Origin of the sequence: Streptomyces sp. NPDC051940 (assembly GCF_040680895.1) — a bacterium.
Lineage (GTDB): Bacteria > Actinomycetota > Actinomycetes > Streptomycetales > Streptomycetaceae > Streptomyces.
The window spans coordinates 42,430-53,815 of sequence record NZ_JBFAXR010000055.1; the positions used below are offsets into that span (position 1 = coordinate 42,430).

Here is an 11,386-nt window from a genome sequence, read left to right on the forward strand (position 1 = left end):
AACCGGTCAGTCGGCGCTGTGTGTGCCGGCCTCCGACGTCGGGTGGGGTGGAGACCCAGGCGCCGGGGGTGACCAGGCGGGACCGTAACGGGTGGTGTGCGGGTGGGGGCAAACCCCGCGCCGTAGGCGCGGGCCGGCGCCGGCGCCGGGTGCGCACCGCCCGGCCACGACGTAGAGCAATCCGAACGAAAGGCATCGAACCAAAGTGATCGTCCGCTCCTTCAAAGAAGTCGAAGGCACCGACCGCCACGTCAGGTCCCACTCCGGCACCTGGGAGAGCAAGCGCATCGTCCTGGCCCAGGAGGGCGTCGGGTTCTCCCTGCACGAGACCGTGCTCTACGCCGGGACCGAGACCCGCATGTGGTACGCGAACCACATCGAGGCCGTCGTCTGCACCGAGGGCGAGGCCGAGCTGACCGACGAGGAGACCGGTGAGACGCACCTGATCTCGCCGGGCGTGATGTACCTGCTGGACGGACACGAGCGGCACACGCTGCGGCCGACGTCCGACTTCCGCTGTCTGTGCGTCTTCAACCCGCCGGTCACCGGCCGCGAGGACCACGACGAGAACGGCACCTACCCCCTGCTGACCGAGGAGGCCTGAGACACCGTGACCACCACCGTGACCCCCACCGTGGAGACCGACCCGTACCCGACCCGCGGCGCGAGCGAGGTGCTCACCGCGCGCAAGGACCCGGTCGTGTGGTCCGGCCCGGACGCCGAGGGGCCGGTCACGCCGTGGGAGCTGGAGGCGTACGAGCGCAACGGCTTCATGGCCATGGAGCAGTTGATCACCCCGGAGGAGGTCGAGGTCTACCGGGCCGAGCTGGACCGGCTGGTCGACGACCCCGCGGTGCGCGCCGACGAGCGCTCCATCGTGGAGCCGAGGTCGCAGAAGGTGCGGTCCGTCTTCGAGGTGCACCGGATCAGCGAGGTGTTCGCCGGGCTGGTCCGCGACCCGCGGGTGCTGGACCGGGCGCGGCAGATCCTCGGCTCGGACGTGTACGTCCACCAGTCCCGTATCAACGTCAAGCCCGGCTTCGGCGCCTCCGGCTTCTACTGGCACTCGGACTTCGAGACCTGGCACGCCGAGGACGGCATGCCGGACATGCGGGCCGTGTCCGTCTCGATCGCGCTGACCGAGAACCTCGAGACCAACGGCGGGCTCATGATCATGCCGGGCTCGCACCGCACGTTCCTGGGCTGCGCGGGCGAGACGCCGGCGGACAACTACAAGCAGTCGCTGCAGATGCAGGACGCGGGCACGCCGTCCGACGAGGCGCTGACGCAGCTGGCGGACGCGCACGGCGTCAAGCTGTTCACCGGCGCGGCCGGGTCGGCGACCTGGTTCGACTGCAACTGCATGCACGGCTCCGGTGACAACATCACGCCGTATCCGCGCAGCAACGTGTTCATCGTGTTCAACAGCGTGGAGAACGCGGCCGTGGAGCCGTTCGCGGCTCCGGTGCGGCGCCCGGAGTTCATCGGGGCGCGGGATTTCACGCCCCTGCGCTGAGCACCTCCAGCGCGCGGTCCACGTTCGCCTCCGTGTTGTAGACGTGGAAACCGCACCGCAGCCCGCCCCGGTCGGAGGCCGTGATCCCGGCCGCCGCCAGGGCGGGCACGGCGTGCGCCAGCGCCGGGGTGGTGACGATCGCCGAACCGGGCGCGGGGAGCGGTTCGTGGCCGAGGGCCACCAGCCCCGCGCGGAAGCGGTCGGCGAGCGCCGTGTTGTGCGCGCCGACGCGCTCGTGGCCCAGGTCCGCGAGCATCGCCAGGGAGTGCTGTCCGGCGATGTACGGCAGGAACGGCGCGCTCTGGTCGTAGCGGCGCGCGGTGTCCGCGAGGCGGACCACGCCGACGGTGCTCTGCCCGGGCACCTCGCCGCCCATCCACCCCGCGTTGGCGGCCGTCAGCCACTCCTGGGCCTCCTGCGACACCGTCAGGAACGACGCCCCTCGCGGGCACAGCAGCCACTTGTACGCGCCGCAGACGGTGACGTCGAAGTCCGCGGCGGCGGGCGGCCGCCAGCCGGTGCCCTGGGTCGTGTCGACGAGCGTCCGCGCGCCGTGGGCCCTGGCCGCCTTCCCGATCGCGTCGAGGTCGGTGAGACGGCCGTCGGTGAACTGCACGGAGCTGACCGCGACCAGCGCGGTCCCTTCCCGCACCTCTTCCGCCATCCGTTCCAGCGGCACACTGCGCATCCGCAGATCGCGGCGTACGGCGAACGGGTTGACCAGCGAGCTGAAGTCCCCGTCCGCCACCAGCACCTCGGCCCCGGCCGGCAGCGAACCGGCGACCAGTGCCACGTGCACGGACACCGAACTGCCGACGGCGACCCGGTCGGCGGGCACGCCCTCGATCCGGGCGAACGCCTCGCGGGCGGCGGCCACCGCTTCGTGCTGCGAGGCGCCGATCGCCCGCCGGCCGGTGAGCCCGTCGAGGGCCTCGCGGACGGCGGCGGCCGCGCGGGCCGGGATGAGTCCGGTGGCGGCGTTGTCGAGGTGGATGAGCTCGGTGTCGTACTCCGCGGCGATGATCGGGTCCATGGTCACGACCCTACGTGGACGGCCAGCAGTTCGAGGAGACGGTCCACGTCCTGTGCGGAGTTGTACAGGTGGAAGGACGCGCGCAGGCCGCCGTTGGCCCGGTTGGCCGCCCGGACGCCCTCGGCGGCGAGGACCTCGGCGTACTTGCCGAGGCCGGGCAGCGAGACGATGGCCGACCCCGGGGCGGAGGCCGCGGTCAGGCCCAGCCCCGCCGCGCCCGCCCGGAAGCGGTCGGCGAGGGCGGCGTTGTGGGCGCCGATCGCCCGCGGCCCCAGCTCCTCGACGAGGGCGAGGGACGACACGGCGGCGGCGTAGGGCAGATAGGCGGGCGACTCGTCGTAGCGGCGGGCGGAGGCGGCGAAGTCGCGGACCGGTCCGTAGCAGTCGCCGTAGGGCTCGCGGGCGGAGGCCCAGCCGGCGTGGACGGGAGGCAGGGTGTCCTCGCGTACGACGAGGAACGACACGCCGCGCGGGCACATCAGCCACTTGAAGGCCCCGTTGACGACGTAGTCGTACCGCCCGGCGTCGAAGGGCAGCCACCCCACCGCCTGCGTCCCGTCGATGAGCGTGCGCGCGCCGTGCGCGGCGGCGGCCGCCACGAGTTCGTCGAGCGGCGCGATCCGTCCGTCGGCGGACTGCACGGCGCTGACGGCGACCAGCGCGGTGGCCGGGCCGACGGCGTCGGCGATCCGCTCCAGGGGGACGCTGCGTACGACGAGGTCGCCGCGGACGGCGAAGGGCGTCACGAGGGAGACGAAATCGCCGTCCGCGATCACCACTTCCGCCCCGGCGGGCAGCGAGGCCGCGACCAGCGCGGCATGGGTGGCCACGGTGCTCCCGACCGCGACCCGCCCGGCGTCGACGCCCACGATGCGCGCGTACGCGGCGCGGGCGGCGTCGGCGACGTCGTAGTAATCGCCGCCCATGGTGCCGCCGGTGGCCATGGCCTCGGCGGTGGCACGGAGGGCCTCGACGGTACGCAGCGGGGTCCGGCCGCTGCCGGCGGTGTTGAGGTAGACGGTGTCGGTGGGCGCGAACTCTGCGGGGGTGAGGGATTCCATCCCCCGACTATGCCTCCGCGGCCGACGGCCGGGACCCCGGGGGTAAAGCAGTTGGCCGCTGTGCGTCGGTCCGGGAGAATCCGTCCGCTGGGACGGCTTGGGGGGCTCGATGGCGGTGTTCGCGTGCGCGCGGTGCGGGGCGGTGCTCACGGCGGAGGTGTCGGAGGTCGCGCTGCCGGCGCAGGCGCACGACAGGTACGGGCATGATCTGCTGCCGCCGCTGATGCCACCGGGGACGTATGCCGTCGACCCGGAGCCCTCAGGTCCGCCCTGGCGGCCTTGGGGCGATGTGGACCCCGACGTGGCCGCGGCCCGGGGTGTGTTCGCGCCGGTGGCGTCGCTGTCCTTCGGCAGACCGGGAGCGGTCGTCATCGCGCCGGGCGAGGTGCGCGGAACCTTCATGATCCCGGGACGGAACGGTGGTTACTGCCTGGGGCTGACTGGCGTCGACGGCCCGAACATGGGCTGCGAGGGGTGCGGGGCGGCCCTGGCCACCCGGGTGGACGACTGCTCGTACTGGCAGGCGGTGTGGTTCGACCCGGACGCTGTTCGCCGTCGTCCCTCCGGCGCGACGGTTTCCCCGGTGGTCGCGTGGGAGGCGCTGGCGGCTGAGTGGCCCAGCACCCCTCCCATCGAGCAGGGCGGATGGTGGAGCCCGGTCTGGCCGGCTGCCGTCGGGGCGGCGCTGGCGCACCTGCTGGCGGCCTCGCGGGGGGTGTCTGTGGCCGTTCCCGGCGGGCTCGTCGCGGAGGTGTTCGGCGGGACGCTGCAGTCCCTGCTCCCGTCCGGGCCACCGGTGCGGAAGGCGGTCCTGGCCGGTCCGGGGCTGCCGTCGGAGTCCGCCGACATCGCCCTCGTACCGCTGCATCCGCAGACGGGGGAGGCGTGGCAGCCGGGCGGCGGCACGGCGGTCGTGCCCGTGGCCGCCGACGTCTGGCTGCACTTGGCCTTCCACCGTGAACCGCTGCCCGTCCCCGCCACCGGCGGACTGCCGCACGGGGTCCTCCGCGACGATCCGCTGCCCCTGCATCCCGCCTTGCCGTTTCAGCCCAGCCGGAGAACTCTCCGGCACACGCTGGCCCGCCTCCCCGCCGTACGGCAGCCGTGGCTGCGCGCGCTCCACGACCGCCTGGGGGAGGGTCCGTGAACGCCCTCCCCGGCGGGCCGATGGCGCGGGCGGCCTACTTGGCGCCCGCCCCCGGTACGTCGCACGCGCCGTCCTCGCACGCCGGGGCGTCCGCCTGGGCCGACACCATCTGCAGCGGGTTCTCCGCCGCTGCCTGGCGCAGGGCCTGGGTGAAGACCTCGGCGGGCTGGCCGCCGGAGATGCCGTACTTGCGGTCGATCACGAAGAACGGGACGCCGGAGATGCCCAGCGCCTGGGCCTCCGCCTCGTCGGCGCGGACGGCGTCGGCGTACGCCGTGGGGTCGGCGAGCACCTTGCGGACCTCGTCGGCGTCCAGGCCGGCCGAGGCCGCGGCCTCGACGACCGCCTCGTCGTCGGCGATCGGCTTGGCCTCGGCGAAGTTCGCGCGGTAGAAGGCGCCGAGCACGGCGTCCTGGAGGCCGCGGTCCTTCGCGAGGTGCACCACGCGGTGCAGGTCGAAGGTGCCGGAGTGGAGGCGGTCGGTGCGGTACGTCAGACCCTCGCCGGCGGCGGCGTCGGCCACCCGGGCCTCCATGGCCTTCGCCTGCTCCAGGGGTACGCCGTACTTGCCGGCCAGCATCTCGGTGACGGGCTTGCCGTCCGGCTCGCGGCGGGCGCTCGCGTCCAGCTCGAAGGAGCGGTGGACGACCTCTACGCCGTCCCGCCCCTCGAAGGCGGCGAGCCCCTGCTCGAAGCGGGCCTTGCCGATGTAACACCACGGACAGACGATGTCGGACCAGATCTCTACACGCATGGCCATGGCAACCGGTCCGGTGGGAGCGCTATTCCCGCTGGTGGGGGTTACGTGGCGAAGCCCACGGCGCGCCTCCGGCGGGGGGCGACCCCGCGCCTCCGGCGGGGGGCGACCGAACAGATCCTGGGGGCTCCGCCCCCAGACCCCCTGGGTAGGGGTGGTCACGGAAGCGACGTGGGTGCGCAACGGGCAGCGGGGCTCCTCCCCCAGCCCCGCGGGGGCTGCAAGAGCAGCGTGTACGCACAACAGCGGCGGCGCAGGCGCAGGGTGGACGCGGCCACTTCAGGGCCTGCCGGCGTCGGCGCCCCCGGGCCCCCGGGCCCCCGGGCGGGGACGCGTTGCTGCGGAGCAGGCGCGGGGATCGGCGGGAGCGCTCGCTAGAGCGCCTTGCGTAGGACCGTGCAGACCGTTTCGTAGCGGTACAGCGTGCCGTCCTCCGTCGCGCGGTCCCAGCTTTCCGGGCGGGTGCCGCACTCCGTGTAGCCCAGGCGTTCGTACAGGGCGCGGGCCCGGGGGTTCGAGGATTCGACGCCCAGTTCCGCCCAGTGCAGGCCCCTGGCACGGATGCGCTGCTCCAGCGCACCGATCAGCAGCGTGCCCAGGCCCAGCGAGCGCAGGGCGGGGAAGACCACCAGCTGCCACAGCGTGCCGGCGTCCGCCCGGACGGCGTAGTCCACGCCGCCCTTCGCCAGCGGCATCCCGGAGGGCGGGACGAGGGCGAGGTAGTCCGCCTCCCCCGCGGCCGCCCGGTCCAGCGCCCGGCCCACGCTCACCAGGTGCAGGGAGCCCATCCAGCCGCACGACGCGAGGTCCTCGTGCCGCAGGTCGCGGATGGCCAGGGGCAGCGGGAGGGTGACGTCGCCGGACATGGCCGCATCGTGCCAGGAACGGCGGCCGGCCGGCACCGGATATCCCCGCCGGGTGCCACCGGATATCGCCCCACCAGGCACTCCGGCCCCCCGGGGAGGTACCGTGAGCTGGCCGAACACTTGTCATGACCGTCCTCAGGGGAGACATGCCGCCCACCGTCATCCGGCAGCCCGGCGTCGTGCTGACCGATCATGTCCTCGACATCCCGCTCGACCACGACGAACCCGCCGGGGAGCGCATCGCGGTCCTCGCCCGGGAGGCGGTGGCCGCCGGACGGGAGAAGGACGAGCTGCCCTGGCTGGTGTATCTGCAGGGCGGCCCCGGTTCCCCGAGCCCCCGCCCGCAGGGGGCGGACGGCTGGCTGGCGCGGGCGCTCAAGGACTACCGCGTGCTGCTGCTCGACCAGCGCGGCACCGGCCGCTCCACCCCCGTCAACCGGCAGACGCTGCCCCTGCGCGGCCCCGCGCAGGCACAGGCGGACTACCTCGCGCACTTCCGGGCGGACGCCATCGTCAGGGACGCGGAGTTCATCCGCCGCAAACTGCTCGGCCCCAGCGGCAGCTGGTCGCTGCTCGGGCAGAGCTTCGGCGGCTTCTGCACGCTGACCTACCTCTCGTACGCCCCGCAGCATCTGCGCGAGTGCTTCGTCACCGGCGGCCTGCCGGGGCTGGCGGCCACCGCCGAGCACGTCTACCGGGCCGCGTATCCGCGCGTGGCGGCGAAGAACGAGGAGCACTACGCGCGCTATCCGCAGGACGAGGAGGCGGCCCGCCGTATCGCCGCCCATCTGCGCGAGCACGACGTGGCGCTGCCGGACGGGCAGCGGCTGACGGTGGAGGCGTTCCAGTCGCTGGGCCTGCTGCTGGGCTCCGGCAGCGGCTCGCACGAGCTGCACTGGCTGCTGGAGGGCGCCTGGGTGGAGGGGGCCCGCGGGCCCGAGCTGTCGGACGGCTTCCTCGCCCAGGTGATGCAGAAGATCACCTTCGCCGCCAACCCGCTGTACGCCGCGCTGCACGAGGCGATCTACGCCCAGCGCTCCGTGAGCCGCGAGCCCACCGCGTGGGCGGCGCAGCGGGTCCGGGCGGAGTTCCCCGAGTTCGACCCGGACGCCGAACGGCTGTTCTTCACCGGCGAGATGATCTACCCCTGGATGTTCGAGCAGGACCCGGTGCTCAGGCCGCTGCGCCAGGCGGCGCACCTGCTCGCGGAGCGGACGGACTGGCCCGACCTGTACGACCCGAAGCGGCTGGCCGCGAACCGGGTCCCGGTGTACGCGGCGGTGTACCACGACGACATGTACGTGGACCGGCGCGACTCCCTGGCGACCGCGGACGCGGTGCCGGGCGTGCGGACATGGGTCACCAACGAGTGGGAGCACGACGCGCTGCGGGTGAGCAGCGGCGCGGTCCTGGACCGGCTGATCCGGATGAGCCGCGGCGAGGTCTGAGCGGCCCCGGCCGGCTGAGCCGGTCCCGCCGCTCAGCCCCGCCGCTTCGTCAGCGGCGTCCCGAGCCGCAGGTTCCACCGGCCGGCCCGCCCCGTGAGCTGCGTCGCGGACAGCGGTACGACGTCGAGGCGCCAGAACGCGGCGGCGGGCAGGCCCAGTGAGCTGACGACGGCCGCGCGTATCACCGCCGGGTCGGCGACGACGACCGTCCGCCCGCCCGGCGCGCCGTCCAGCCAGCCGCCGGCGCGCGCCAGCAGCCCCGTCAGCGGCTCGCCGCCGTGCGGCGCGGCGCCGGGGTCCGCCAGCCACGCCCGGACGTCGTCGGGGTGCTCCGCGGCGACCTCCTCGAGCGTCCGGCCCCGCCAGGTGCCGACGTTCCAGTCGGCGAGTTCGTCGACGACCTCGGCGTTCAGCCGCAGCGCGGCGGCGGTCGCCTGACACCGGACCGCGGGCGCGCACCAGACCCGGTCCGCGTTCGGTGCGCCGGCCTCGCGGGCGGCCTTGCGCCCGGCCTCGTCCAGCGTGCCGTCCGCCCCGAACGCGGCAGCCCGCGTCTCCCCGCTCATCGCCGGCGCCACCAGCGTCACCCTTCGTGTCACGCGGCCACACGCTACAGCGTCGCCAGGTGGGGCCGGCCGGCCCCCCAGTAGGATCCGGACAACTCGCGTACACCGTCGTACTGTTCAATGGTGCTGTACGCGTACCGTCCACCGGAAGGAGCGCTCGTGACCACTGGGGCGGTGCCGCCCGTCGGAGCGCGCATCCGGCAGGCGCGGGTGGAGCGCGGCTGGTCGGTGCGGGGGCTGGCGCGCGAGATCGGGGTGTCGGCGAGCCTGATCTCGCAGATCGAGACCGGCAAGAGCCAGCCGTCGGTGAGCACCCTGTACGCCATCACGACGGCGCTCGGCATCGCGCTGGAGGGCCTGTTCGCTGCTACCCCGCAGGCCGCCCCGCCGGCTCCCGAACCGGCGGCCGTCGCCGAACCGCTGGCCGCCGCCGCGGTGCCCGGCGCCGCGAAGGTCGCCCCCGGCGGCGTACTGCAGGCGCTGGCCGGCTTCGCCGCCGAGCCCGCCCGGCGCATCGGCCCGCTGGTGGGCCCGGGCGCGCGGGAGGTGCTGGAGCTGGACTCCGGGGTGGTGTGGGAGCGGCTCGGCCACGTCCCCGGCACGGAGGTGGACTTCCTGCTCGTCACGTACCGCCCGGGCAGTTCCTCCTCCAGCTCGGGCGGGCTGATGCGGCACCCGGGGACGGAGTACGGCTATCTGACCCGGGGCGAGCTGATCCTGAGCCTCGGCTTCGACGAGTACACGCTGCGCCCCGGCGACTCGGTCTGCTTCGAGTCCTCCACCCCGCACCGCTACCGCAACGAGGGCGACACCCCGGCGGTCGGCGTCTGGTTCGTCGCCGAGCACGGCGAACCGGTCGACTGACACCCGGGATCCCGCACGCTGCCCGGCAACTCCGGGTTGTTCAGTATGACTTGACACTCCCTTCCCGCAGTCGTTCACTGCCATTGGGCGGAACCCAGCGACAGGGATGGTGATCGCCGTGGCGATCCGGACGTACGGCCCGAACGCCGTGGACTGGGAAGAGCGCGTCGAGCCGGAGCGGCTGCGGCGCGAGCGGCTCGCCCGGCTGCGGGCCGCGCTCGACCGCTCGGATCTCGCCGCCGTGCTGAGCTTCGACTTCGCCAACATCCGCTACATGACGGCCACCCACATCGGCACCTGGGCGATGGACAAGCTCATCCGCTTCGCGCTGCTGATCCGCGGCGCCGAGCCCGTGGTCTGGGACTTCGGCTCCGCGGCCCGGCACCACCAGCTGTACAACCCGTGGCTGGACTACGAGACCAAGGACGGCGCCCCGTCCGGCGCCCGCGCGGGCATCTCCACGCTGCGCGGCGCCTTCCATCCCGGCGCCGGCATCGCCGAGGACGTCGCGGCGAAGGTCGCCGAGGAGCTGCGCGAACACGGCGTCGCCGGCGGACCGCTGGGCGTCGACCTGGTCGAGATGCCCGTCCTGACCGCGCTGCGGGCCGAGGGCGTCGACGTCGTGGACGGCCAGCAGGTGTTCCTCGACGCCCGGCGCATCAAGACCCGCGACGAGATCACCCTGCTCGCCCAGGCGTGCGCGATGGTCGACGCCGCCTACGAGGAGCTGTACGGCTTCCTGCGCCCGGGGGTGCGCGAGAACGAGTGCGTGGGCCTGGTCAGCAAGGTGCTGTACGACCTGGGCAGCGAGTACGTCGAGGGCGTCAACGCCATCTCCGGCGAGCGCTGCTCCCCGCACCCGCACGTCTACAGCGACCGGCTGATCCGCCCCGGCGACCCGGCGTTCTTCGACATCCTGCACAGCCATCTCGGCTACCGCACCTGCTACTACCGCACCTTCGCGGTCGGCAGCGCCTCCTCCGCGCAGCGCGACGCCTACACCCGCTGCCGCGCGTACATGGACCAGGCCATCGCCCTGGTCCGCCCTGGCGCGACGACGGCCGACATCGTGGCGGTCTGGCCGCGCGCGCAGGAGTTCGGCTTCCCGGACGAGACGGCCGCGTTCGCCCTGCAGTACGGGCACGGGGTGGGCCTGTCGATCTGGGAGAAGCCCATCTTCAGCCGGCTGGTCTCCCCCGAGCATCCGGAGGTGCTCGAGGAGGGCATGGTCTTCGCCCTGGAGACGTACTGGCCCGCGAGCGACGGCTGGTCGGCCGCACGGATCGAGGAGGAGGTCGTCGTCACCGCGGACGGCTGCGAGGTCATCACCAGGTTCCCGGCGGAGGAGCTGCTGGTGGCGGGCCGCAAGTACTGGACCGTGGGCGGTGCGCTCGACACCCGCCGCGAGTCGCAGTCGCACCTCAACACCGAGGCCGGGAGGGCGGCTTCGAGCGGCGGGCCCGGGAAGGCGGCTCCGAGCGGCGCGGCGGCCTCCGATGACTGAGGGCACGGACGCCGCCGGCCTCCTCGCCCTCTACGAGCAGATGGCCCTCATCCGCCGCACCGAGAAGGCCGCCCACGACCTCTTCCTCTCCGGCCTCGTCAAGGGCACCACCCATCTCGCGGCCGGCCACGAGGCGGTCGCCGTCGGCGCGAGCGCCGCCCTACGCGACGACGACTACGTCTTCGCGACCTACCGCGGCCACCACCACGCCCTGGCCCGCGGGGCCACCCCCGAGGAGTGCCTGGCGGAGCTGATGAGCCGGTCCACCGGCCTGTGCGGGGCCAAGGGCGGCTCGATGCACCTGACGAAGGCGTCGCGCGGCATGCTCGGTTCGTACGCCATCGTGGGCGCCCATCTGCCGATGGCCGTGGGCGCCGCCTGGTCGGCGCGGCTGCGCGGCACGGACCAGGTGGCGGTGGCGTTCTTCGGGGACGGCGCGACGAACATCGGCGCCTTCCACGAGGCGCTGAACCTGGCGGCGGTGTGGCGGCTGCCGGTCCTGTTCGTCTGCGAGAACAACCTCTACATGGAGTACACCCCCATCGCGGAGGTGACCGCCGTGCCCGAGCGTGTCGTGGTCTCGCAGCTCGTCCGGTCCCCGGGTGTCTACTTCGACTCCCAGAT

At 73.7% G+C, this 11,386-nt stretch carries 12 protein-coding genes; 7 read left to right on the top strand and 5 right to left on the bottom strand.

The window, feature by feature from the left end:
- Positions 1–205 precede the first annotated feature (205 nt).
- Entirely contained in the window at positions 206–604 is a 399-nt protein-coding gene (locus tag AB0M28_RS21780) for an ectoine synthase (protein ID WP_365407241.1), read from the top strand.
- A 6-nt stretch (positions 605–610) separates the two neighbouring features.
- Positions 611–1,516: an ectoine hydroxylase gene (gene thpD, locus AB0M28_RS21785; protein WP_365407244.1), complete on the top strand. Its 906-nt coding sequence runs from the start codon at positions 611–613 to the stop codon at positions 1,514–1,516.
- On the opposite strand, the gene AB0M28_RS21790 is transcribed toward thpD, so the two are convergent.
- Both AB0M28_RS21790 and AB0M28_RS21795 read right to left on the bottom strand, forming a co-directional pair.
- Positions 1,500–2,549 (bottom strand): aminotransferase class V-fold PLP-dependent enzyme, encoded by a 1,050-nt coding sequence (locus AB0M28_RS21790; RefSeq protein WP_365407247.1) that lies wholly within the window; start codon positions 2,547–2,549, stop codon positions 1,500–1,502. The genes thpD and AB0M28_RS21790 overlap by 17 nt on opposite strands.
- A 2-nt stretch (positions 2,550–2,551) precedes the next feature.
- Complete coding sequence (locus AB0M28_RS21795) at positions 2,552–3,610, bottom strand: aminotransferase class V-fold PLP-dependent enzyme (protein ID WP_365407249.1); 1,059 nt, start codon at positions 3,608–3,610, stop codon at positions 2,552–2,554.
- 109 nt (positions 3,611–3,719) lie between these two features.
- Between AB0M28_RS21795 and AB0M28_RS21800 the strand changes: the two genes are divergently transcribed.
- On the top strand, positions 3,720–4,757 hold the full coding sequence (locus AB0M28_RS21800; protein WP_365407252.1) for a hypothetical protein: 1,038 nt from the start codon (positions 3,720–3,722) through the stop codon (positions 4,755–4,757).
- A gap of 34 nt (positions 4,758–4,791) precedes the next feature.
- On the opposite strand, the gene AB0M28_RS21805 is transcribed toward AB0M28_RS21800, so the two are convergent.
- Both AB0M28_RS21805 and AB0M28_RS21810 read right to left on the bottom strand, forming a co-directional pair.
- Positions 4,792–5,511 (bottom strand): DsbA family oxidoreductase, encoded by a 720-nt coding sequence (locus AB0M28_RS21805; RefSeq protein WP_365407283.1) that lies wholly within the window; start codon positions 5,509–5,511, stop codon positions 4,792–4,794.
- 377 nt (positions 5,512–5,888) lie between these two features.
- Positions 5,889–6,380 carry a GNAT family N-acetyltransferase gene (locus AB0M28_RS21810; RefSeq protein WP_365407255.1) on the bottom strand — a complete coding sequence of 164 codons (492 nt, stop codon included), beginning with the start codon at positions 6,378–6,380 and terminating at the stop codon, positions 5,889–5,891.
- 125 nt (positions 6,381–6,505) lie between these two features.
- Between AB0M28_RS21810 and AB0M28_RS21815 the strand changes: the two genes are divergently transcribed.
- Positions 6,506–7,828 carry an alpha/beta fold hydrolase gene (locus AB0M28_RS21815; RefSeq protein ID WP_365407257.1) on the top strand — a complete coding sequence of 441 codons (1,323 nt, stop codon included), beginning with the start codon at positions 6,506–6,508 and terminating at the stop codon, positions 7,826–7,828.
- Positions 7,829–7,860: 32 nt separating this feature from the next.
- Here the strand turns inward: AB0M28_RS21815 and AB0M28_RS21820 are convergent, their stop codons facing one another.
- Positions 7,861–8,427 carry a histidine phosphatase family protein gene (locus tag AB0M28_RS21820; RefSeq protein ID WP_365407260.1) on the bottom strand — a complete coding sequence of 189 codons (567 nt, stop codon included), beginning with the start codon at positions 8,425–8,427 and terminating at the stop codon, positions 7,861–7,863.
- A 126-nt stretch (positions 8,428–8,553) separates the two neighbouring features.
- Between AB0M28_RS21820 and AB0M28_RS21825 the strand changes: the two genes are divergently transcribed.
- The 3 genes from AB0M28_RS21825 to AB0M28_RS21835 form a co-directional block, all read left to right on the top strand.
- The gene (locus tag AB0M28_RS21825; RefSeq protein WP_365407263.1) at positions 8,554–9,258 is read left to right on the top strand and encodes an XRE family transcriptional regulator; all 705 of its coding nucleotides are present in this window, start codon (positions 8,554–8,556) and stop codon (positions 9,256–9,258) included.
- Between the two features lie 118 nt (positions 9,259–9,376).
- A complete protein-coding gene (locus AB0M28_RS21830) occupies positions 9,377–10,762 on the top strand; it encodes a Xaa-Pro peptidase family protein (protein WP_365407266.1) in 1,386 nt (461 codons plus the stop codon).
- A partial coding sequence (locus AB0M28_RS21835; protein ID WP_365407268.1) for a thiamine pyrophosphate-dependent enzyme occupies positions 10,755–11,386 on the top strand: 632 nt, incomplete at its 3' end. The genes AB0M28_RS21830 and AB0M28_RS21835, both read left to right, overlap by 8 nt.

Excerpts from the sequence above, each read along its gene's own strand:
- AB0M28_RS21800 (WP_365407252.1), top strand. The coding sequence starts at position 3,720 with ATGGCGGTGTTCGCGTGCGCGCGGTGCGGGGCGGTGCTCACGGCGGAG.
- AB0M28_RS21790 (WP_365407247.1), bottom strand. The coding sequence starts at position 2,549 with ATGGACCCGATCATCGCCGCGGAGTACGACACCGAGCTCATCCACCTC.
- AB0M28_RS21815 (WP_365407257.1), top strand. The coding sequence starts at position 6,506 with ATGACCGTCCTCAGGGGAGACATGCCGCCCACCGTCATCCGGCAGCCC.
- AB0M28_RS21805 (WP_365407283.1), bottom strand. The coding sequence starts at position 5,511 with ATGCGTGTAGAGATCTGGTCCGACATCGTCTGTCCGTGGTGTTACATC.
- AB0M28_RS21795 (WP_365407249.1), bottom strand. The coding sequence starts at position 3,610 with ATGGAATCCCTCACCCCCGCAGAGTTCGCGCCCACCGACACCGTCTAC.
- AB0M28_RS21810 (WP_365407255.1), bottom strand. The coding sequence starts at position 6,380 with ATGTCCGGCGACGTCACCCTCCCGCTGCCCCTGGCCATCCGCGACCTG.